The following is a 22,392-nucleotide window of genomic DNA, read 5'->3' on the forward strand; positions in this document are numbered from 1 at the left end:
TTGAAATACCTTTTCTAAGACTTAACATGCAAAAATCTGGGAATAAAACCCACTGATTAGCATCAGCACAAGTCAAAAAGTACTCCACAGAGTCACTTTGAAAAATCTAATCGGTACTGGTTGTTTTAAAATTAATCGAACCGCTCAAACTCTAAGTTGGAGATGAATTCAAAGTATGTATTACATGAAAAAACTTTACTCAATTGAATCTTTACTTATTGCAAATTTCCTGAATTCAACAATTCAGATATATCAAAATTTAGCAATTATAAGCAAACGCGGAGTTTTTGTTTTTTCACAAGTAGAGATAAAGAATCTGACAGAAGAATTCAATACTGTCTTTTTTAAAATAATAAAGCCAGTTAACAAAGCCAATATTTCATTAAAAAGTCCTGATTGATATGAAAAAGATACTTTACCTAATTTCAATCCTTTTTCTGACTTTTGAAGCCAGTGCTCAGGATGTCCAATTTTCCCAGTTTTATGCAGCACCACTGTTTTTGAATCCTGCTTTTACGGGTGCTTCTGAACTGACACGGGTGGGTGCCAACTACAGGAATCAATGGCCTGGATTGGATCACTCATTCAACTCGTATTCAGCTTATATCGACCATTATATGTTTGATATAAATAGCGGCATTGGATTGATTTTCAATGGAAACAGAGAGAGTATGGCAAAGCTTAGTACCAATGAAATCGGGCTGACATATTCTTACAGGCTGCAGCTTGGATTCGAATCATTCTTGCGGTTTGGAGGCCAGGCAAGTTATATTTCTCGGGATGCTTACTTTGGTGATTTGGTTTTTGGGTCACAGCTTGATATCAACAGAGGAATTGTAGATGACTTTAGCGGCGAGTTGTTCTCGGATAATTACAGACATCAATTTATGGATTTTAACTTTGGAATGTTATTCCATACAGAAACAGCATGGGTAGGTATTTCAGGACATCACCTTACCCAACCCAATACCTCCTTTTTAGATGGAAATGTCAGTAAACTTCCCATGAAATTATCAGCACATGGTGGAATTAAATTTGATTTGGGTGAAGGGTTTATCAATAATTATTACAGTAATTCAAGACAAGAAAGATCTGCCTTTCTGGCTTTCAATTACAAGCACCAAGATCCTTTCAATCAATTAGATATAGGGGCACAATTTTTTATCCAACCCTTAGTTGTCGGAGTTTGGTATCGCGGTTTTCCGGTCAAATACTCCCTTCCAAATAACGAAGCCTTCATCGGTTTAATCGGTATGACTTTGGAAAGCGGACTCGACATCGGCTACAGTTTTGATTTTACCACTTCCAAACTCGCGTTGAGCAGCTCAGGAGGTGCCCATGAAATTTCTATCAGATATTCATTCCTGTACGGTGATCCAAATCAGCGAAACCGTCGGAGCACAATCATTCCCTGCTTTAGGTTCTAAAAATCAAAAGTTGAAATATGAATTTATGATAAGCCCTTGATTATTTTGAAAGTAATTTTTGCCATTTACAAGACGACCAAACTGTACGATCTGATTGAAGTAGCCACCTTCAACCCTGAAAGATCCTGAAAAGCGATAACCTCCAAGGATTCCCAATCGGTTTTGGTCAAAAATATTTTGGTTGACATTTTCTCCAAAACCAATCATGATCTCATCATAAATGGCAAGATAAGGTTCTTTATCCTCCAAAGTCGGTCCTGCAAGTGGGATATCTCCCCGAAACATATATCGGAATCTTTTTAGAAATACAGACTCATCAGCTTTGGTAGCATTGGGATCTAGGCTTCTCCCAACCCAACGTTGCTCAAGCATAAACCTGTGTGTAAGATTAAACTTCCCGATTGGATTATTGATAATTGCCATTTGATATAATCGGTTTTCAGTAAATCTTATTCCATTGGCTGCGATAGGCTGATTCCCATAATTAAAGGTGTCGATAAATGCATATCCCACCCTAAAAGTCACTTGGGGATGGATTTTGTAATTTACTCCTATCCTATATAGATTCTGCTGCGGATTCGTAATCCAATCTGTCCTTCGCCATTGGAACTCCCCATGAATGCTCCACTTGTCATCAAATTTGAAATTTCCAAAAAAGGCATACCAACCAATATTGTTAAATTCTGTTTCCCGGTTATTTTGACCATAGCTTTTGACTGATATCAATAAAAAACCCAAAACCGTAAGTGAAAGCAACCTAAAATACTGTTTCATGATTGAATCTTGTTATTTATTGAATTGCAAAATTATGTGGGTAATGAATTTGATAATGTATTATTAATCACGAGAAATAAAGAATCTCTTCTGCCAAAACAACTTTGGCTCCTCCTTGAGCCATTTCTTCAATGGCATGTATGTAGTCATTTTCATTAATATTGACTGCACGGGTTGCATCAGCAATCATGGTTGTCTTAAAGCCTTCAGAAATCGCATCTAGAACTGTGAATTTTACACAATAATCAGTGGCGAGACCACAGACAAAAACTTCGTCAATATCATTTTCTTTTAAATAAGCACTTAACCCTGTGTCTCCCTGTTTATTGTTGTCAAAAAAACCGCTGTAAGAATCAACTTTTCGATGGGTCCCCTTTTTAAATATTGCCTTCCACTTATCATTCTTGAGATCAGGATGGAATTCTGCTCCTTTGGACCCTTGGACACAATGAACCGGCCACAAAATCTGATTCACACCATTGAGATCAATAAATTCTCCAACACTCTTTTGAGAATGGTTAGCGGCAAAGCTTCCATGCTCCGCTGGGTGCCAATCCTGAGTTGCTACTATAAAATCAAACTTTTGCTGAAGTTCATTAATAACCGGCACAATCTGATCGCCTTCATTTACAGCCAAAGCTCCTCCCGGAATAAAGTCATTTTGGACATCTACGATAATAAGTGCTTTCATTGGTCTGTGGTAAATGATTATTTGGAAATAGTTATTGGTAAGACAATTTAAATCAATTGTTCAAGGATCAAAGAAGCGACAGATTCGATTTGAAGAAAATCGGATTTTGAGGCAAAGCTGTTGGGATGGCTGTTGGTAGATACCACTTTTTCGATCACACCTGAATCTTGGATTTTTTTCAATGCCTCATTGGTAAACAAGCCATGGGTAGTTATGGTGAATATCTTTTTTGCACCGGCAGATTTGTAAGCTTTGGCAGCGCTGATCAAAGAACCCCCGGTCCTGACCATATCATCATAGATGACCACATCTTTTCCTTCCACATCGGCCGAGATACTCGTCACCTCTGTCTTAGCACCGGAAATTCTTCTTTTGAAAACAAATGCCGCATTCACACCCATTTCATTGGCCAAAGATTCGACCCATTTGGCCCGTCCTGCATCGGTGCACGCCATCACAAATCCATCCTCTGCTAATTCCAACGCAGCTTTGATGATGATGGGCTTACAATATACATGGTTGATCAATGCCTGTCCTTCAAAATAATGTGGGATTCCTTCTGAGTGTAAGTCAAAGAAAACGAAATGATTTCCAAGGCTTGTTCTTGGCAAGGATGAAAACATAACTGCACGTGATTTTGCGGTGACCACCTCCCCTATTTTTACAGCCCTTTCCATGGTACTGTATCCAAAATATGGAAAAACCAATCGGATGGATCGTGCACCATACTTGATAAGTGCGTAAGCTAAATCATAAATTTCAAGTGTATCCGAGTCAGATATGGTACCACCGATAAGTACAACATCTTTTCCGTTGACCGGAGTCATGATACGCTGATATCGCTCGCCATCAGGAAATAACCTGACCTCTATTATTCCTCGTTCAAAGTCACCAAGTTGCAATACTTCTTCCTGAAGGTACCTGTAATCCGGAATGCTAAATATTATTTTCTTCTCCATCGTAATTTTTCATTTTGAATACCAAGTCATTTCGGAGCTGGTAAAGGCTTTCTTCAAGGCCTACAGGATAAATATGGGGATTTACCAGACGTTTCAAGGCCTTGTCAAACTGAGACAGGTTCCTTGCTGCATTTGCTTTCACCTGATGGATGTCAGGCATTGAATAAACTTTCTTCCCTTTTTCAAAAATCGGCTTCAGCAAAACCTCTTGATCCAATCCTTTAGCTTTGATTTTTTTTCTTTTGGTTGGGTCTATGGGATCAATGATAATAAATTCATCCCTGTCCAGATTTTGGGAATTTAAATAGATCATGTCAGCCACTGCTTTTCCATTTTTACTGAAACGGACCACCTGATGATTTCCGGGAATATTGATTTTGATAGATTGCTGAGAGACTTTCACCTTAGGTTCCCAAGTCCCCTCTTTGGTTTTGATGGCTGAAAGTTTGTAAACCGCACCAAGGGCAGGTTGGTCAAAAGCGGTCACCAACTTTGTCCCAACTCCCCAAATATCAATAGAAGCTTCCTGAATTTTTAATGAAGTAATAATATGTTCATCAAGGTCATTGGAAGCGACAACCTTGGCATCCGGAAATCCCGCTTCATCCATCATTTCACGGGCGATATTGCTGTAATAAGCCAAATCACCTGAGTCAATCCTGACACCTACCCATTCCTTACCTTTTTCTCTGAGGAATTTGCCAACTTCAATTGCATTTTTGATTCCGGAGATGGTATCATAAGTATCCACCAAAAAAACACATTTATCGGGAAATGCATCTGCATAGGCTTTGAAAGCTTCCAATTCTGAATCAAAAGACATAATCCAACTGTGGGCATGTGTTCCCGATACAGGGATTCCGAATAATTTTCCTGCCAAAACATTGCTTGTAGAAGCACAGCCTCCGATATAAGAGGCACGGCTTGCCGCTAATGCGCCATCTATTCCCTGCGCCCTTCTCAGACCAAATTCCATTACTGGATCTCCCTGCGCCGCAAATGAAATCCTTGCGGCTTTGGTTGCGATCAAAGTCTGGAAATTAACAATGTTCAACAATGGTGTTTCCAACAATTGACATTGAATCAAAGGGCCTGTCACTTTTACCATCGGGATATGGGGAAAAACCACAGTGCCTTCTTCCACAGCTTCAATGCTGCATTTGAATTCCATTTCCTTGAGATATGCAATAAAGGAAGGCTCAAATGTGGGAGAACCATCGCTGTTTTTCATTTCTAAAAGGAAAGCCAAATCTTCCTCATCAAAATGGAAATTTTTGCAAAAGTCAATGACATATTCTAAGCCCGCAGCAAGTGTAAAACCGCTTTGAAAAGGATGCTTTCGAAAAAACAAGTTGAAAACAGCTTCCTGTTCGGCTTTTCCGGATTTCCAATAACCATATGCCATGGTCAATTGATAAAAATCGGTCAATAGCGCCAATGACCCTTGGTATAAATCCTTTGTGATTTTCATATGAAAAATTTCTTTTAGAAAAGCCGTTTTATTTTCTTTCAATTCGCAATATATCACTTGACCAAAAGAGAAACATATTTAAGCGCTTCAATTCTCAATTCTTTTTATAATTGGGAATCCAAACGGTTACAATCCAACAAGCAGCTACGACAAACAGGTATAAGGGAATGAAAAAAACCGATAAATATTCAGACCAAGAATTGATAGAAGCTATAAGTAGTCGCAATAATATAAACCCGGCAATAAGGTTTATGTATGATGGCTATTACAGGTATCTCGAAAACTATGTACTGCAAAACAGCGGAAGTACAGATGACGCCGCAGACATCATTCAGGAAGCATTCCTGGTTTTTATCAAAACCGTGGAGGAAAATAAATACAGGCAAGAATCCGGGGTAAAATCTTTCCTTTATTCCATTGTAAAAAATCTTTGGATCTCAGAATTAAGAAAAAGGAAAAGTATGGGGGTTAGGAATGAAATATTTGAAAAAGAAAAGGAGTCGGTAAGTCAGGATATAAGCCAAAGCCTTGCAAAACATGAAAGCCACAAATTGATCATGGATCTTTTTCAGACCCTTGGCGACAAATGCAGAAATATTCTCCTTCTTTTCTACTACGAAAACCTGTCAATGAAAGACATCATGGAAAAGGAAGACTTCTCCAGTGAACAAGTACTTAGAAACAAAAAACATAAATGCCTTAAAAGTCTGATTGAAAAAATCCAATCTGACGAAAAAACATATTCCACAGTTAAAAACGCACTTCGATATGCTGGATGATAAATACATAGCCCTATTGGATGATTACCTGGACGGTAACCTAAACCAAGAAGAAGCCGATAAACTTCTGTCAGAAATAAATTCAAATCCTGATCTGAAGGAATTACTTGATATCCTGGCATTTTCAAGAGAAAGTATACGAATGTCTGGACATAAAGAAACGGTAAACAAAATCTATCGGGAATTTGAAAAAAAGCAATCAAACCAAAGCCCCAAAGGCAAAGTAGTCAAATTCAAACCTTTTGGATGGGTGATCGGAATTGCAGCCACTATGACTCTGCTTTTGGTTGGTAATTATTGGGTACAAAACCTCCCTGACAGCCTATATCAAGAAAAATATATTACATACGAAATCCCGACCATGCGTTCGGACGGAGATGAAGAAAAAATTCTTGAAACTCACTTCAAAAACAAAAGTTGGGATTCTGTAACCAAAGGAGTCTCGATCGAGGAACCTGATAGAAAAATCCTATTCCTGGCTGCAGTATCTTATTTTGAACTTGGTGATGATACCAATGCCATATTGTATCTCAACAAGCTGAAGGAAATCAATGCCGACAGTCAAGAAAAGCTTTTTGAAGATGAGATAGACTATTATCTCTTTTTGAGTTATCTCAAATCAGAAAACTACGAAGCGGCAAAATCTACCATGGCTCAAATTGTCTCAAACCCTAAACATACTTATCATGGGTCTTTTGGCATAGATGACAGGATCAAAATATTTGCTTTGGACCTTTTCAAACCATGATTTCTGCAAGATTTAAACTCAAAGAATAAAAAAATAAAAATTTTCATAGTCCGCGGTTACATTTTCCAAACCAGAATCGACCAACAAACGAAACTAAAAACATTCAACTATGAGAACATTAAAAAATTATTTAGCCTCTTTAGCTTTGGTAGCTGCCATTATGTTTTCTTCCTGTAATCCGGAAGAAGAAATCCCGGGTATTGGAGAAGGAAAAATGGGGATAGCTTTTGTCCTGAAGACAAACCAACTCAATGCCGAAAACGCAAGAACCTTGAACAGTAGCCTAAGTATCGAAAGCGGTTTTATCCAAATCAAAGAATTGGAACTTGAGCTAAAGCAAAGGGGAACCGGTACAAGTGACGATGATAGTGACGATGATAGTGATGATGATAGCGACGATGATAGTAATGACGATAGCGACGATGACAATGGTGGAGATGACAGCAATGAGATTGAAATAAAATTCAGAGACATCCAAAAAATCACATTTGACGATTTGGACAAATCCACTGATTTTTTCATCAATATTCCTGAAGGAGAGTACAAAGAAATAGAATTGGAGGTTGATCTGATTGATTACAAAAATGAACCAAGTATCTATTTTGAAGGAAAAATCAACAATGCTGATGGAACTTCCAAGCCATTTAAGTTTGAGTTTTTTGGAGATGATATTGATTTCGAAGTAGAAATTGAAGCGGAAGATGATGATAATTACTTCAAAGTGGACAGAATTAACAATCCCCTTGCGCTATTTGAAATCAATGCTTTAAACTGGTTTCAAAATGTATCTGATTCTGAGTTGCAAGAGGCTGTAGAAACAGATGGAATGGTTATTATCTCCAAAAACAGCAATAAATCGCTCTATGAAAAAGTTAAAAATAATATAAAAGCTTCTTCTGAAATAGAGGTTGAGTTAGACTAAAGTAAACGTTAATTTAATTTTAGGTCCTAGTGAACGAAAAAACCGCCATCGATGATGGTGGTTTTTGTTTTTAAAGTAAAATAAAAACCATTACAATTTTGAATAGAATTTATCCTGAATGAGACATGTTTGAAAACCTGTTTTTGACTAAAAGGTATCCAAACCCCAAAAGTATAAATGCGAAAATCCATAAATAAACGGGTAAATAATCGAAGTAGGTTTTTGCCGGAATGGATCCAACCAAAACCAAATGAGCCCAAAAAACAGGATGATGAAACTGAGCCATTTTTTCATCTTCCAAAAGGTCTTTTTTTGCCTCTCTTAACGCCTCAGCATAAGACAATCCATTCTCAACGTGTGAATAAAATCTATCAGTTATGTAAGCGGTTGACTTGTCCTCTGCTTTCCATAAGGCCGAAATGATATTAGGACAACCTGCAAAGGCAAATGCCCTCGAGATACTCAATATACCTTCGCTTTTGCTGAGACTTCCAAAATTCGTTTCACATGCACTCAGAAAAATCAAAGCTGATTCGGATAAATCTAGGTTATAGATTTCGTGGGTAAATAACCTACTCTCAATATCTCCGGGAAAGAAAGTGATAAATGCCTGTTGCGGATCATTGGGATCTGGAAGCGCATGGGTTGACAAATGGATCACCTCAGAACCGGACGCTGTTTCCAAAAAATTTCGTTTAGTACCCTCACTGCTGATAAAACTTTTTCCATGCAAAGAATTGATTTCATCTTTGGAATAGGGAAGTTGGGTAAGATTGATATTTTCATCTTTCCACGAATTGTCATAAAACGGTGCAAATCCGGTTTTGACTTCATCCTCAAAGTCTCGAGACTCGAATGATTCCAAAAGTTTGAGAGAAAGTTGATAGGAAACGGAATGGTCAAAAATCAAAAATTTTGAAGGTGATGATTCAAACGAATCAAAAGGTAAGTCTGCCAAAATTCCATGGGGAATCACCATCAAGTGGTCATACTCGTCCAATTTATCAGATACCGGACCCAATATTTTTTCAAAGAGAACATTTCCTGCACCTCCAAATTCATATTTCTCCCCAGCCTCGTAACCAATTATTCCCTTTTTAAATTCTAGAATCTTGCCTTCCAAAGTTTCTTTATCCCCTATTTCTGTTACCAGAATTTCATCTTGATCCAAAGTAAAAAGTAAAACCCTGTCTTTCAATTCAAAAAATGATAACAGTAATGTGTTTTTATCCAAAATTGATTCTTGGATATAATTCAGGTCAATTGATTGATTTTTTGTCTTTTGGGCAACAAATTCAGGAAAATCATTGAATTCCTTATGCAGTCTCGAAAGCTCCAAACGGCTGTCGGTGAGCTCTGATTGTAACGCCATCAATTCCTCTTCTTTATTTTCATTAAGAATTCTCTGCTGTATTTTTGAAATGGAAAACTGCAAATCGCTTTCCTTTTGAAGGAGCGCTATTGGAATTCCTGATATCTTTTTAAGCTTTTTTTCCCTCATCCCAATATTCAAAGAGGTGGATTTACTGCCTTCCACCCATGCTATTGCTTTGTATATCCGAGTTTTTTCGTCTTCAGAATCAGTATGGATTAATAGCGTATTCACCGCTTCTTGGTATGCTTCCAAAACAAAATCACCTAAAAATATCCGAGCTTCATCATTGTCATAAAAATTACCTACGAAAGACGCGATATCAAATGCTGTCTGATAGGTATCCAAACCTGCATCCCAATAAGCCCGTTTTTTCTCCTTTTCATGCAGTTTTATAAAACTTTGGGCTTTACCCACCAGGCTTTCTACCAATGAAAAAGTGGCAAAACCAACACTGTATTCCTTTGGATTTTCAAAAATGTCTTGATTATCAAACAATCCATCGGTCTGAATGATAGATTGGTGAAAATAATGAACTGCGTTTTGAAAATCTTTTTGTTGAAAGGCAATCTTACCTAAAATCTGAAAAGTTTTACCAAGTTTGAAATCAGCGACTTTCTGATTCATTCCCCCGTTTTTTTCCAAAAACTCAAGCAAACCGGTTTTGGCTTCGTCCAATTTTCCTTTTGACAATAGAATTTCTGCCAATTGGTTTTGGTATGAATGATTGTTCACATATTCAGGAGATATTATTTTATCCAAAAAATATAGAGAAGAGTCGGGATTTTCCTTCTTGAGGTAAATCTTGGACAGCTGGGAATAAACCTGATTCTCATTGATTTCAAAACCCAGGAGATTATTATAAATATGTAATGCACTATCTGTTTTTCCAAGTTGCAATAGGGATGTACCGATATTATTCATGAAACTGAACAAGGCATATTTGTAATATGGCTCAAGTAAATCGTAAGATTCCCTTGGGATGATAAGGTTTTTTGATTTATTGAAGTAATTAATTGCTTGTGTATAATTACCTGATTCAAAATAAATTACACCCAATGAATTATACAATCTTGAAGCTTCCTCATTGGATTTTTTCAAAGGGATTAATTTTTCCGCTTCTTCCAAAAAATAGATACTGCTATCTGCCTTACTCAAAAGGTAATAAGTCTCTCCAATAAATAAGTTAGATCCAAAAAACAGTGAATCTAAAATATTTTGGTTGTTTTTTAATTCCAGTCCCTTTCGGTAATGAATGACTGCGGTTGACAAATCACCGCCAATCAAAGCCAGGCTTCCAAGTTTTTCATAAGAATCCAACAAAACCCAGTTTTCGATTTTGTTAGAGGCTGAACCGGAAACAATCTCCAAAAAAAGTGATCTGGCAAGGCTATCGGTTAATTCAGTGGGCTCTTCTGCCTGAAAAAAAGCTATTGCCTCCTGATATTTTTTAGCAAAATCAGGACTATCACCGGCTGGGGGATTTTGAAAGAGTAACGTGATGAAAATTAGAAACCACCTTAGGTGCACAGATCAATGGCATTAAATAATTTGGGTAATAATACCCAAATTATTGTAACCTAGCAACAATCAAAAGGTAAGGTGGTCTTGGTTTCGCTTTGGGGTTTTCTGCAAATACCCTCGCATTGGAATTCATTATTCCATTTCTTTCTTCCAATAGGTCAGCATTTTTTTGGTCTATCTCATCCAAAAGACTCTGAGGAACATCCGCCAAAGTAGCGAAATAAAAGATTTTTAAATCTATGTCATTCAATGCTCCCAAGGTTTGGTCCTGCAATCTGTAGTACAACTTGGCATCCAACTCTGAACCGTTGACAGGATTGTCACCAAAAGCACCGTTTTCCAATGTTTTCTTAAGATCTATGATTCCTGTAGAATTATTGATTTCTATACCCAAATCGGAAATGTCCTCATCGTCAGGACCTAATTCACCAAATTTACAAACACTGTTATCATCCGTATCATCATCATCGTCACTGTCATCATCATCCGGACATGGGCTGATGGCATCCCTCTCGGCATTGAATATCGGTACTGCTAAAAAATCATTTTGATCCAGGATATAAACTTTGTCAAGATAATTGATCCCTCCTATAGTTAATTCATAGGTACAGGAAATTTCAGAGCCGGATGGGGTAAACGAAATTCTGTATTTTAAGCCTGTTTCACTTTCATTGATGTCAATTTCCCCAGTCGATTCGTTGAGGACAAGTCCTTCGGGAACGGAAGAAAAAGTGCCGTTCAGGTTTTTGACAGGAATGATTTTGTTATCTAAATTTTCATTGATATAAAATATTGTGTCCGGATATGCAAAATCCGCACAATCGAAGGGCACCAAATCTCCATCATCAGGAACATTTGTTGATTCACATGCCAAAAAGGCAAATGAAGTTACCAGAATTAAAAATCCTATAAGATATTTCATGAAATCGCGCTTTGTTGTTTGTCGAAACTGATTGTTATAACGTAACCACTTTATTTAAATATATTCATCGCTACCCCAAATAGCACCAAAATCATACCGAAAAATACCATAAGACTATAGGTTTCATTGAAAATCAGGAAGCCAAAACTTAAGGCATAGATAATCCCTATATAACTGAGGCTAGCCACTTTGGAAAGGTTGGCATTTTGGTAAGCCAAAGTCATAAAATATTGCGCAAACTGGGTCAGCAATCCTACAGCCAACAAAATTCCCCAATCCCATCCTATAGGAATCACCCAAACAAAATAGCTGATCAATGCTGCGACCGGAATGGTAATGAAGGGAAAATAGAACATGATGACCAAAGGATGTTCTGAGTTTTTTATTTTTCTGATGATATTATATGCCAGACCCATGGCCAAAGCAGAAACCAATCCAATGGTCATATCCAAAAAAGTGATCCTCGGATCAAAACCTTGGATAATAACCACTCCTGCAAACGAAACTCCAAAATAGAGGAATTGCTTGGCTCTCACTTTTTCTTTTACAATGAAGATTCCCAGAATGGTTGTAAAAATGGGTGCGAGATAATTGATCGTCACCGCACTTGCAAGTGGAATGCTCTGAAGTGTATAAAAAAATGTAATCAAACCTACAGAACCTGCCATTCCTCTGAGTATCAGAAGTTTTTTGTTATTTCCAAAAACAGGGACAGCTTCCTTCCTGAGCAAAATATAAGTCAAAATCAAACTGAAGACAGACCTGAAAAGGATAATTTCTATGGCAGGAATATGTGGAATCAGTTTGACAGAAACATTCATCAGGGAAAAAAGAAACCCTGCCAATAACATGTGTTGGACACTTTTTTTATTCAAGGAGTTAAGGCTTTTTCAAATCTAATGGAATAAAAAAAACCTTTACAGATTGGTTCAAATTATATTTGAATTATGATGGTCATTTTGAACAATCGGTGAAATTTAAAGTATTATAATTGAAAATAACTAAATCTAAATGGCACTCAAAAAAGGGCAGAAAGCACCTGACTTTACGTTACCATCTACCTCCGGGGGAAATTTTACCTTGTCAAAAAACGCATCCAGCAAACCCTGTGTAATATATTTTTACCCGAAAGATTTCACAAAAGTATGCACAGCAGAAGCTTGTGATTTTAGAGATCAGTTTGAAGCTTTTCGGGAATTGGATATTCAAGTAGTGGGAATCAGCAGAGATACAATTACTACCCATCATAAATTCAAAAAAGAACATAAACTTCCCTTCGAATTACTTAGTGATGCTTCAGGAAAGGTCTGTAAATCTTATGATGCTTTGATACCAATAGTAAATATGCCAAAGAGAGTCACCTATTTCATTGACGGTAACCAAATCATTCAAGGGGTTTATTCTGATATGTTTGAATCAAAAAAACATGTGGATGAAATGATGAAGCACTTAAAGGGGTGATTTATTGCCCGATTATTTTTCCATCCTGCATGACAAGTGTCCTGTCGGCCATTTGGGCTAACTCTTGGTTATGTGTCACAATGACAAAAGACTGACCAAATTCCTTTCTCAATTCAAAAAACAATTTATGAAGGGCTTGGGCACTTTTGGAATCAAGGTTTCCGCTAGGTTCGTCCGCAAATACAATTTTGGGATCGTTGACCAAAGCCCTTGCAACGGCTACCCTTTGTTGTTCTCCGCCTGAAAGTTCTGAAGGTTTGTGCCCTAGCCTACTACTTATCCCCAACCTTTCAGCCAATTGCCTTGCCCTTTGCCTGATTTCCTCTACAGGCATATTTGCAATGAGTCCGGGTATCATGATATTTTCTTCGGCTGTAAATTCTGGAAGCAGATTGTGAAACTGAAAAATAAAACCGATTTCCTTATTTCTAAACTCGGCAAGCTTATCCCCTTTCAGACCTGTTATCAAGGTATTTCCGATCCGCACCTCGCCTTTTTCAGCTTGGTCCAAAGTTCCCATAATATGTAATAAAGTACTTTTTCCTGCTCCCGAGGATCCCACAATAGAAACAACTTCGCCAGAATTGATACTCACGTCTACGCCTTTGAGGACATTCAAGTCTCCATAGTTTTTGTGGATTCCTTTTGCAACTAACATATAATGTGTTTTTGGTCACCAAATATAAATATTACAGATTCCTATGTAACCATTGAATGGATTTATTTACCAAAAGACCGAATGTTAATTTGATAAATAAACAAGTAGCGCTTAACTTCGGGCAAAAATTTTCATAAGGATGAACATACACGAATATCAAGCTAAAGAACTTTTGAAAAGCTATGGCGTCAGGATTCAGGAAGGGATAGTCGCTGACAGCCCCGAAGGAGCATTGGAAGCTGCCAAAAAGCTGAACGCTGCTACCGGAACGTCCTGGTATGTAATCAAAGCCCAAATTCATGCAGGTGGAAGAGGAAAAGGATTGGTCAATGAAACAGGTTCGAGAGGAGTTGTTTTAGCCAAAAGCCTAGAAGATGTTCCTGTAAAAGCTGCCGGAATTCTTGGTGGAACATTGGTAACCATCCAAACAGGTGATGAAGGAAAAAAAGTAAATAAAGTGTTGGTTGCCGAGGATGTATATTATCCGGGTGCTTCCGAACCAAAAGAATATTACCTATCCATTTTGTTGGATAGAGGAAAAGGAAGCAATGTAATCATGGCTTCGACAGAAGGTGGAATGGACATTGAAGAAGTCGCCGAAAAACATCCTGAAAAAATAATCAAAGAATGGATTGATCCCAAAGTTGGGTTGCAAGGTTTCCAAGCCAGAAAAGTAGCTTTCAAATTAGGTCTGGAAGGCAATGCCTTTAAAGAAATGGTGAAGTTCATTACCTCTCTCTACAATGCTTATGTAGGTTCTGATTCTGCTCAGTTTGAAATCAATCCTGTATTGAAAACATCCGACGATAAAATCCTTGCGGTAGATGCTAAAGTGAATCTGGATGATAATGCATTATACAGGCATCAGGATTTGGCTGCATTGAGAGATGTCGCTGAAGAAGACCCTTTAGAAGTAGAAGCGGGAAAATCCGGACTTAACTATGTGAAACTAGATGGAAATGTGGGTTGTATGGTCAATGGAGCCGGATTAGCCATGGCTACTATGGATATGATCAAACTTTCCGGTGGTGAGCCTGCCAACTTCCTAGACGTAGGAGGTGGAGCCAATGCCGTCACAGTGGAAGCAGGTTTTAGAATCATTCTTCAAGATCCTAATGTCAAAGCGATTCTTATAAATGTTTTTGGTGGTATTGTAAGGTGTGACAGAATTGCAAATGGTGTAGTAGAAGCGTACAAGTCTATTGGAAATATTCCTGTTCCAATAATTGTAAGGCTACAAGGTACCAATGCAGAAGAGGGTGCTAGAATCATAGACGAATCAGGTTTAAAAGTATCTTCTGCCATCACCCTAAAGGATGCGGCAGAAAAAGTAAAGGCTGCTATTTCTTAATATTAGCAGTGTAATAAGCGTGCGTAGTTCAATTGGATAGAATATCGGATTTCGGCTCCGAGGGTTGAGGGTTCGAATCCTTCCGCGCGCACAAAGCCTCAAGGGAAACCTTGGGGCTTTTTTTCTTACTGACATATATCATACAAGTCACTGATATAGAATAGTATAATTTACTTTTTGCAAGGGTATTTTTATAATAATTCAGAAAAAATAAACCCCAAGAGCCATGAAAAAGATACTTGTCCCAACAGATTTTTCAGACTGTGCAAAAAATGCTGAAAAATATGCTCTGTTCTTAGCCCAAAAAATTGGGGCTGAGTTGGTTTTCCTTCATGTCATCAACACACCTGTAGATTGGTCAAAATTGACCAAAGAGCAGGAAAATATTTTTCCTGATGCCAAGGAAGCCATTTCTCAGTCAAAACAGAAACTCACAGAATTGCTAAAGCAAGCCGAATCTATTGGAATTAAATGCCGAAAAGTGCTGGTTTTCAACAACAGCAATGAGAAAATCCATCGATTTGTAGAAGATGAACATATTGATATGGTCGTCATGGGTTCACATGGAATTTATGGTTTTAAAGATTATATTCTGGGAACAAATACGTACAGCATGCTAAGAAATTCAATAGTTCCAGTATTTGTAGTCAAGAATCTTCCTAAAAAACTCCAACTTGAGAAGTTGGTATTTGCAACCAATTTCAGGGAAGAAACCGGCCAAACATTTAAAATTGTAGAGAACCTTGCAGAAATTCTTCAGGTGAAATTGAAAATTCTGTACGTAAACACCCCAACTTACTTCCTTGAAACCAATGATATCATGAGCATAGGAAAAACATTCTTAAGCCAATATGCAAATTATGAGCATGAAATCAACATCATTGATGCATTCAAAGAAGAAAGGGGAATTATACAATATGGAGAAAAAATCGATGCAGATGGAATTGCAGTCATTACTTCTGGTAAATCAGATTTGAAACAATATTTCTCTCCAAGTGTGACAGAAAACCTCATCGGACTTACTGAAATGCCTGTAATCAGTATAAAGATTCTCAAAAAGTAAAAAAGCAGGAGAAACTCTCCTGCCCTTTTTATGAAAACTAAACCAACTATTATTTAACTACCACAATTGAAACAAAAATAATACATAAATGTAATAATCAAAATTTTTTAAAGAAAAGGTAATGAAAAACCTACTTTTTATTGTTGACTTTGTACAAAATACCTAAAGCGAGGGCTTGGCTAAATTGTATCCCATCTACCATGTCAATATCGTAAACATTGATACTTGTAAAAGTCACATCTACGTATCGGGTTATTTTTGCAATAAGTGTGAAATCCAATCGGTGATCAATGGTACGGAACTCTATAGTCTCCAAATTCGCAAAAATCTGATACCGGGAGTTCAAAGTAAGGTTATCGCTGAATTTCTTATTGTATGTCATAAAAACCTGAAAGGCCAACCATTCAGTCCTTAATTTTTGCCCTTCGGGAACACCATAATTATTCGGAACATTATTGATTAACTCCGTGTCAGTCACAAAAGTAAATCTCGGAGAAAATGGTGCAAGTCTCATAGCAAAATTTTCGTTTGGCTTATACTCAAAACCAAATCCTGAAGTCAGGAACGCCGGAGCAAAAAACCTTGAAATCAAAAGTGGGTCATCTGGAGTGTAATCAAATCCATCCGTAAATTGGGTGATAAAGTTCAAGGAAGTAAAATAGCTCCATTTATCGGTGATTTTGTAACCAAGTTTTGAATCAAAGAAAATTCGGTCGTTTGATTTTCTAACTCCCAAATCGTCGTTTTTTACAATACCGTAAATCAATTCGACTTGATTGTCCCAACTCAATTTCTCTTTGGCATAGTTGGCTTTTCCGCTAAATATAGAACCCAAAGCAAAAGAATTTACCCCTCCAGCTTTCCAATTTCCTGAAAAAGAAGCTTGATTAAGGTTAAAGCCAATACTTAATTCTGAATTCCAATAAGTGGTATCCTTTAATGCTTTAGAGACACTGTCGGAAGGAATATCACTTTCTTGCGAATAGGCAAAATTTGCCAATAAGAAAATAAAATAAAGGGTAAATAATTTTTTCATAAGTTTTGATTAAGAGATAACAAAAGCAAAATAAACAAATTCTTAAATAAGATTTAGAATATAACAATTTGGACTTTAACCCGAAGCAGGGAAATTTTAAGGAAGTATTTTATGCAAATAAATCCTTTTTTGAAATATTAGAGTTAAATATTGGGTAAAAATAAATCTTCATTGCAATACCATGATATTCAAAAATAAAAATATCCTTCCGCTGCTCCTCATAACTTTTTTTACGGCTTCGTGCAGTTCCATAGAAATTTTTAAAGAGAAAACAGAATTTGCTCCATACAAAGAATATGGAAGTTTTGTAATTATCAATAAAGAAATAGGTCACCGGGGTTTTAATGATACTTATTTAGATGCGCTTGTATCGGATGAATTACAGTACCTGCTTGAGGCGCAAGGACTCCGCTATGAAAGAGAAAATCCGGAATTAGTCATAAGATATACCTCAAATGAAGACCCAAGGCAAAAAGAGGTTTATAACAACCAATATCCAATGTGGGGAGGCCGGGTTTGGGACCCGTGGATGTTTGATCCTAGGTTTTATAACCAACAAAATATGGTTTCCACAAAGAATTATCAACTCATGCAGCTAATGGTTGACTTTATTGATCCAAATAATGACAAAATCCTGATGCAGCTTACCGCAGTTTCTGAAGTAACAAGTCCAAAAGACAAAAAAAATAAGGCCCTAAAGTCAATTGAAAAAATAGCAGAAACTTACAAAACACATATTCAATCAAAAAAAGCCGATTAATTTTCAAATGAATAACTCAAAAAAACCATTCGCCAACCTAAAGGAATTTTATCCTTATTACTTGTCTGAACATCAAAACCCGACGAGCCGAACATTGCATTTTATTGGTACTGCACTGCTGTTTTTTATTCTTGGAACAGCTATCTATCTCTCCAATTATACCCTGCTTTTCGCTATTCCCATTGTTGGATATGGGTTTGCCTGGATCGGACATTTCTTTTTTGAAAAGAACAAACCTGCAACATTTAAACATCCATTTTTTTCGCTTGCTTCAGATTTCATCCTGTTTTTTCACCTTGCGACAGGAAAAGAGAAATTCAAACCCTCCAAAAAGTAAAAATCAGTGATAATTTATTGAAGAACTATTGTAAATACGAAGTTAAGCTGTAATTTTGTATTGTACATATTGTATTTCAAACTCAATATTTTGCATTATATGGTAAGAATAGTTCTCATAGACGACGACCCAATCAGCACTTTTGTCACCGAAAAGCTGATCAGTAAAAATATTAAAGTACCTCATAAGATTTTTAAATTTCAAAGTGCGACAAAAGCACTTCAAGATATTTATAATATTGACCCCAACTACCTATTTTTGGATCTGAATATGCCAGAAATGACAGGTTGGGATTTTCTCGAAGAATTTAGACCAAAGGATTTAAGCCCTGAAATCTACATTTTGAGCAGTTCAGTGGACGAAAGAGACATTGTAAAGGCGACAAATTATGCTGTTGTAAAGAAATACCTATCTAAGCCTCTGGTGAAAAAATACATCCAAAACATTTTCAATTAAATAATTGACCATTTTTTAAAATATATTCTTTTTAGACAAACCAGTAAGGTATTTTATTGTTAACTTTTTATAAAAATTTCTTACCATGTCTGCTCCAAAGTTTGAATTGATCGCTGCGATCAGAAATACGATCGATAAATTAAAAAAAGGTTCTCCTTATCAATGGGGACATATGGGTTCTTGCAATTGCGGAAATCTTGCCCAAGAGCTTATACACTTATCAAAAGCTGAGATCCATAGATTTGCAATGGAAAAATCTGGAGATTGGAATGACCAATTGATTGATTATTGCCCTGATAGTGGCTATCCAATGGATCTTATGATCAGTAAGATGCTCGAAAAAGGTCTTACCATAAATGAACTCCGCCATCTTGAAAAATTGTCTGACCCTAAAATACTTAAGAATATCCCGTTTCCAAAAAGAGACCATTTGAAAAAAAACAAACTCAGTGACGTATTACTTTATTTTGAAACTTGGCTGGAAATGCTAGAAAATCAATGGCTTGAGGAAAGTGTAAAGCTAGATGCTATTATGTTGCAAAAAAATAACCTTGACAAGGTATTTGCTTAAATATTTATTTTGTTTTAATTAGTGCCCATCAATCCATTTGATATTTAAACCATTAACCTTATTCATATTATGGACGATTTTGAAGACGATTTTGAAGAAATCGAAGATTTCGATGATGACGATGAGTTTGCTGAGGAATTTAAAGATGAGGTCTACGATCTAGACGAAGACAGCGAGCTTCTCGATGAAGATTTCGACGATTTGGAAGACGATGATTTCGATGAAGACGATTTCGATGAAGACTTTGATGACGAAATTGATTGATTAGGACAAAAAAAGCAGGTAGTTTGAACATTCTTCCTGCTTTTTTTATTTCAAATTTTGTCCAAAAATCATTCTATACTATCTTTCGAAAAATTAGTCATAAGAAATCCTTCCAATATGTTATTTCAAATATTCAGTTCCCCTATTGCTTCAGGTGCACAATTGTTCTTATTGATAGTTTGTATCCTTGCAGGACTTGGCGCAGGCCTTTCCCTTATTGATTTTAGAAGCACCAAAGCTCCTAAGGAAGTTAAAAGAAAATAAAAAAGGGTCTTAAATGACCCTTTTTTATTTTCTTTTTTTTGAGTTTTTAATGGACATTACCCATCAACTTTTTGATAGGTTTACTTAAGAGTAGTAATAAGAGACCTGCACCAACTGCAGTAATGACAATGATCATATACTGACCCGGCATTTGGGATAATGCCTCCTCAGACCCTCCGCTAGCCTCCCCTGCAATCAAACCTGCAAATAAATTGCCCAAGGCAACTGAAAGAAACCAAATCCCCATCATTTGACCTCCATATCTCTTTGGGGCCAATTTGGTAACCAAGCTAAGTCCTACAGGGCTTAGACTCAACTCCCCAAATGTATGGATCATATAAGTAAATATTAGCCAAGTGGGTGCAGCCAAATCACCTGAAGCAGCAATCTTTGCGGCAAAATACATTACCAAAAATCCTATACCAAGAAGCAATAATCCCATCGCAAACTTGATCGGAGAACTTGGCTCTAGGTTTTTTCTCCCAAGCCAAATCCACATTGCTCCAAAAAATGGGGCAAAGATAATAATGAACATTGAATTGACAGATTGAAAAAAGCCCGCAGGAATTTCTCCACCCATGAAGCTCCTGTCAGTAAATCTTTCGGCAAATAAGTTCAAAGTGGATCCCGCTTGTTCAAATCCTGACCAAAACAAAGCCGAAAAGACAAATAAGATGCCAATCACAATTACTTTTTTTCTTTCTCCATCATCCAACCCCCCAAATACAATGACATAAATCAGGTATACATAAGCTAAAATCAAAAATACTATCCCTGAGCCTTCTGCCAAAGAACTGGCGTTGACGGGAATTATTCCAAGAAAAATCAAAGCAAACACTAAACCCAAGATTGTACCTATCCCGATCAATGCTTTTAGGATTTTGGTTTTTTCTTCTTTTTTTTCTTTGGTATCAAAAACTAAATCATCACCATAGCCATTAAGGCTTTTAGCGGTCATTTTATATTGAATAAGCCCGAAAACCATACCTAGTCCCGCCAAACCAAAACCCAGGTGCCAATCAACTGTCGCAACAGCACTACAAGCCAATGGTGCAATAAAACCACCCAAATTAATCCCCATATAGAAAATAGAAAATCCGGCATCTCTTTTTACACTTCCTGAAGGATACAACTGACCTACTACTGAACTGATATTAGGTTTAAGCAAACCTGTACCTATGACAATCAAAATCAATCCCAAAAAGAAAGAATTTGTATCCATTGAAGAAAGCGATTCTTTAACAGACGCTTCTTCACTGAATATCTTAAACAATCCCGGCAAAGCCATGGTAAAATGTCCCAATGCGATGATGATCCCTCCATACCAAACAGATTTCTTCAAACCAAAAAGCCTGTCCGCAAACCATCCTCCAGGAAGGGCCAGAAGATATACTCCCATAGTGTACAGACCATAAATTGCACCGGAAGTTTTGTCATCGAATCCCAAACCCCCGTCGACTATAGCGGTCGTCATAAACAGAATCAAAAGGGCTCTCATGCCATAAAAACTGAACCTTTCCCACATTTCTGTAAAAAACAAGGTCATCAGGCCTTTTGGGTGCCCGAAAATAGTAGGACCTGGATACAAATCTAAAGAGCCTGCTCCAAGATTCTTTTCAAATTCATTTTCCAATATTTCTGATTTTTAAAGGTTAATTAAACTTTTTCCAATCGCAATGATAATAGAAATTACCAAATTGTACTATTCTTGAGTCAAAACCAAATTTTTAATCCTCAAGTAAACTCACCTCTTTTTCATTTAAGTTGAGAAAAGAAGTACAAATGTCTTCCAATCATTTATTTAGGTAATAAAAAATTCCGTAATCGATTGTTTAGCCAAAAAATAAGGATTATTATTATTCTATATCCAATAAATATTTATATTTGAAATATGATTTCAGTTTTAAAAAATCACCGAAAGACAAGAAACTGTTTTAGTCAATTGATATTTTTCAGAAAATAAACCCAAACCAAAGGAGTGTAATGCACTCCTTTTTTATTTTCTTCAATTTGGGAGTACACCAAATAATATTTGTTATTTTTGGCAAAATAAAATTTATGAAAACAGCAGAAATACATACTGAAAAAGGCCTGATGAAGGTAGAATTTTATGATAAAGATGCCCCAAAAGCAGTTGAAAACTTCATCACGCTTTCTAAAAAAGGATTCTATGATGGGTTGACCTTCCATAGAGTAATACCAAATTTCGTAATTCAGGGTGGATGCCCAATAGGAAACGGGACCGGCGGACCGGGTTACAAAATCGAATGCGAACTTGACGGTGAAAACCAATACCACGACCGTGGAGTCTTGTCTATGGCTCATGCGGGAAGAAATACCGGAGGTTCACAATTTTTTATTTGTCACAGCAGAGATAACACCGCGCACTTAGATAGAAGACATACTTGTTTCGGAAAGGTTGTCGAAGGATTGGAAGTAATTGACTTAATCCGCCAAGGTGATAAAATTGAAAAAATTGTTGTCCACGAAGATTAAAATCAAAGGCCTGAAGAAATTCAGGCCTTTTGTTTTAGAATAAGGTAATGTGGTCAAAAATAGTTGGTGACTTTTACTAAAAAATT

At 36.9% G+C, this 22,392-nt stretch carries 25 protein-coding genes and 1 tRNA gene; 16 read left to right on the plus strand and 10 right to left on the minus strand.

The window, feature by feature from the left end:
• The first annotated feature begins 184 nt into the window (after nucleotides 1-184).
• Nucleotides 185-400, plus strand: coding sequence for a hypothetical protein (locus NU887_RS16865; RefSeq protein ID WP_258424555.1), 216 nt, complete (start codon nucleotides 185-187; stop codon nucleotides 398-400).
• A gap of 1 nt (nucleotide 401) precedes the next feature.
• Complete coding sequence (locus NU887_RS16870) at nucleotides 402-1,427, plus strand: PorP/SprF family type IX secretion system membrane protein (RefSeq protein WP_258424556.1); 1,026 nt, start codon at nucleotides 402-404, stop codon at nucleotides 1,425-1,427.
• Nucleotides 1,428-1,430: 3 nt separating this feature from the next.
• Here the strand turns inward: NU887_RS16870 and NU887_RS16875 are convergent, their stop codons facing one another.
• The 4 genes from NU887_RS16875 to NU887_RS16890 all read right to left on the minus strand — a co-directional run bounded on the left by NU887_RS16875 (nucleotide 1,431) and on the right by NU887_RS16890 (nucleotide 5,322).
• The gene (locus NU887_RS16875) at nucleotides 1,431-2,201 is read right to left on the minus strand and encodes a DUF2490 domain-containing protein (RefSeq protein ID WP_258424557.1); all 771 of its coding nucleotides are present in this window, start codon (nucleotides 2,199-2,201) and stop codon (nucleotides 1,431-1,433) included.
• Between the two features lie 67 nt (nucleotides 2,202-2,268).
• On the minus strand, nucleotides 2,269-2,892 hold the full coding sequence (pncA, locus tag NU887_RS16880; protein ID WP_258424558.1) for a bifunctional nicotinamidase/pyrazinamidase: 624 nt from the start codon (nucleotides 2,890-2,892) through the stop codon (nucleotides 2,269-2,271).
• A gap of 47 nt (nucleotides 2,893-2,939) precedes the next feature.
• Nucleotides 2,940-3,851, minus strand: coding sequence for a ribose-phosphate diphosphokinase (gene prs, locus NU887_RS16885; RefSeq protein ID WP_258424559.1), 912 nt, complete (start codon nucleotides 3,849-3,851; stop codon nucleotides 2,940-2,942).
• Nucleotides 3,829-5,322: a nicotinate phosphoribosyltransferase gene (locus NU887_RS16890; RefSeq protein WP_258424560.1), complete on the minus strand. Its 1,494-nt coding sequence runs from the start codon at nucleotides 5,320-5,322 to the stop codon at nucleotides 3,829-3,831. Before NU887_RS16890 ends, prs begins: the two co-directional genes overlap by 23 nt.
• A gap of 167 nt (nucleotides 5,323-5,489) precedes the next feature.
• Here NU887_RS16890 and NU887_RS16895 point away from each other — a divergent pair, with 167 nt between their 5' ends.
• From NU887_RS16895 to NU887_RS16905, 3 genes are all read left to right on the plus strand, one after another.
• Nucleotides 5,490-6,101: an RNA polymerase sigma factor gene (locus NU887_RS16895; RefSeq protein WP_258424561.1), complete on the plus strand. Its 612-nt coding sequence runs from the start codon at nucleotides 5,490-5,492 to the stop codon at nucleotides 6,099-6,101.
• Nucleotides 6,091-6,849 carry a tetratricopeptide repeat protein gene (locus NU887_RS16900; protein WP_258424562.1) on the plus strand — a complete coding sequence of 253 codons (759 nt, stop codon included), beginning with the start codon at nucleotides 6,091-6,093 and terminating at the stop codon, nucleotides 6,847-6,849. Before NU887_RS16895 ends, NU887_RS16900 begins: the two co-directional genes overlap by 11 nt.
• A gap of 109 nt (nucleotides 6,850-6,958) precedes the next feature.
• On the plus strand, nucleotides 6,959-7,771 hold the full coding sequence (locus NU887_RS16905; protein WP_258424563.1) for a hypothetical protein: 813 nt from the start codon (nucleotides 6,959-6,961) through the stop codon (nucleotides 7,769-7,771).
• Between the two features lie 109 nt (nucleotides 7,772-7,880).
• On the opposite strand, the gene NU887_RS16910 is transcribed toward NU887_RS16905, so the two are convergent.
• From NU887_RS16910 to NU887_RS16920, 3 genes are read right to left on the minus strand one after another with little or no spacing between them, the layout of a single operon-like run.
• Nucleotides 7,881-10,673: a CHAT domain-containing protein gene (locus NU887_RS16910; protein ID WP_258424564.1), complete on the minus strand. Its 2,793-nt coding sequence runs from the start codon at nucleotides 10,671-10,673 to the stop codon at nucleotides 7,881-7,883.
• Nucleotides 10,674-10,713: 40 nt separating this feature from the next.
• Complete coding sequence (locus NU887_RS16915; RefSeq protein ID WP_258424565.1) at nucleotides 10,714-11,589, minus strand: hypothetical protein; 876 nt, start codon at nucleotides 11,587-11,589, stop codon at nucleotides 10,714-10,716.
• 50 nt (nucleotides 11,590-11,639) lie between these two features.
• Entirely contained in the window at nucleotides 11,640-12,440 is an 801-nt protein-coding gene (locus NU887_RS16920) for a DMT family transporter (RefSeq protein WP_258424578.1), read from the minus strand.
• Between the two features lie 160 nt (nucleotides 12,441-12,600).
• On the opposite strand from NU887_RS16920, the gene NU887_RS16925 reads away from it, so the two are divergent.
• Nucleotides 12,601-13,050, plus strand: a complete 450-nt coding sequence (locus NU887_RS16925; protein ID WP_258424566.1) for a peroxiredoxin — start codon at nucleotides 12,601-12,603, stop codon at nucleotides 13,048-13,050.
• A gap of 1 nt (nucleotide 13,051) precedes the next feature.
• Here NU887_RS16925 and NU887_RS16930 read toward each other — a convergent pair whose 3' ends face one another.
• A complete protein-coding gene (locus NU887_RS16930; protein ID WP_258424567.1) occupies nucleotides 13,052-13,708 on the minus strand; it encodes an ABC transporter ATP-binding protein in 657 nt (218 codons plus the stop codon).
• Between the two features lie 139 nt (nucleotides 13,709-13,847).
• Between NU887_RS16930 and sucC the strand changes: the two genes are divergently transcribed.
• The 3 genes from sucC to NU887_RS16945 all read left to right on the plus strand — a co-directional run bounded on the left by sucC (nucleotide 13,848) and on the right by NU887_RS16945 (nucleotide 16,122).
• On the plus strand, nucleotides 13,848-15,059 hold the full coding sequence (gene sucC, locus NU887_RS16935) for an ADP-forming succinate--CoA ligase subunit beta (RefSeq protein ID WP_258424568.1): 1,212 nt from the start codon (nucleotides 13,848-13,850) through the stop codon (nucleotides 15,057-15,059).
• Nucleotides 15,060-15,076: 17 nt separating this feature from the next.
• Nucleotides 15,077-15,150: transfer RNA gene (locus NU887_RS16940), tRNA-Arg, on the plus strand.
• Between the two features lie 135 nt (nucleotides 15,151-15,285).
• Nucleotides 15,286-16,122 (plus strand): universal stress protein, encoded by an 837-nt coding sequence (locus tag NU887_RS16945; RefSeq protein WP_258424569.1) that lies wholly within the window; start codon nucleotides 15,286-15,288, stop codon nucleotides 16,120-16,122.
• Between the two features lie 130 nt (nucleotides 16,123-16,252).
• Here NU887_RS16945 and NU887_RS16950 read toward each other — a convergent pair whose 3' ends face one another.
• Nucleotides 16,253-17,158: a DUF3078 domain-containing protein gene (locus tag NU887_RS16950; RefSeq protein ID WP_258424570.1), complete on the minus strand. Its 906-nt coding sequence runs from the start codon at nucleotides 17,156-17,158 to the stop codon at nucleotides 16,253-16,255.
• A 181-nt stretch (nucleotides 17,159-17,339) separates the two neighbouring features.
• On the opposite strand from NU887_RS16950, the gene NU887_RS16955 reads away from it, so the two are divergent.
• From NU887_RS16955 to NU887_RS16980, 6 genes are all read left to right on the plus strand, one after another.
• Nucleotides 17,340-17,918 carry a DUF4136 domain-containing protein gene (locus NU887_RS16955; protein ID WP_258424571.1) on the plus strand — a complete coding sequence of 193 codons (579 nt, stop codon included), beginning with the start codon at nucleotides 17,340-17,342 and terminating at the stop codon, nucleotides 17,916-17,918.
• Nucleotides 17,919-17,925: 7 nt separating this feature from the next.
• On the plus strand, nucleotides 17,926-18,255 hold the full coding sequence (locus NU887_RS16960) for an Mpo1-like protein (RefSeq protein ID WP_258424572.1): 330 nt from the start codon (nucleotides 17,926-17,928) through the stop codon (nucleotides 18,253-18,255).
• 99 nt (nucleotides 18,256-18,354) lie between these two features.
• Nucleotides 18,355-18,711 carry a response regulator gene (locus tag NU887_RS16965; RefSeq protein WP_258424573.1) on the plus strand — a complete coding sequence of 119 codons (357 nt, stop codon included), beginning with the start codon at nucleotides 18,355-18,357 and terminating at the stop codon, nucleotides 18,709-18,711.
• 85 nt (nucleotides 18,712-18,796) lie between these two features.
• A complete protein-coding gene (locus NU887_RS16970) occupies nucleotides 18,797-19,282 on the plus strand; it encodes a hypothetical protein (protein WP_258424574.1) in 486 nt (161 codons plus the stop codon).
• A gap of 69 nt (nucleotides 19,283-19,351) precedes the next feature.
• Nucleotides 19,352-19,546 (plus strand): hypothetical protein, encoded by a 195-nt coding sequence (locus NU887_RS16975; RefSeq protein WP_113922278.1) that lies wholly within the window; start codon nucleotides 19,352-19,354, stop codon nucleotides 19,544-19,546.
• 117 nt (nucleotides 19,547-19,663) lie between these two features.
• On the plus strand, nucleotides 19,664-19,810 hold the full coding sequence (locus NU887_RS16980; protein ID WP_258424575.1) for a hypothetical protein: 147 nt from the start codon (nucleotides 19,664-19,666) through the stop codon (nucleotides 19,808-19,810).
• 46 nt (nucleotides 19,811-19,856) lie between these two features.
• On the opposite strand, the gene NU887_RS16985 is transcribed toward NU887_RS16980, so the two are convergent.
• Nucleotides 19,857-21,356, minus strand: coding sequence for a peptide MFS transporter (locus NU887_RS16985; RefSeq protein ID WP_420839783.1), 1,500 nt, complete (start codon nucleotides 21,354-21,356; stop codon nucleotides 19,857-19,859).
• Nucleotides 21,357-21,868: 512 nt separating this feature from the next.
• Here NU887_RS16985 and NU887_RS16990 point away from each other — a divergent pair.
• A complete protein-coding gene (locus tag NU887_RS16990; protein ID WP_258424577.1) occupies nucleotides 21,869-22,306 on the plus strand; it encodes a peptidylprolyl isomerase in 438 nt (145 codons plus the stop codon).
• Nucleotides 22,307-22,392: the final 86 nt, after the last annotated feature.

The organism is Aquiflexum gelatinilyticum (genome assembly GCF_024741135.1).
Lineage (GTDB): Bacteria > Bacteroidota > Bacteroidia > Cytophagales > Cyclobacteriaceae > Cognataquiflexum > Cognataquiflexum gelatinilyticum.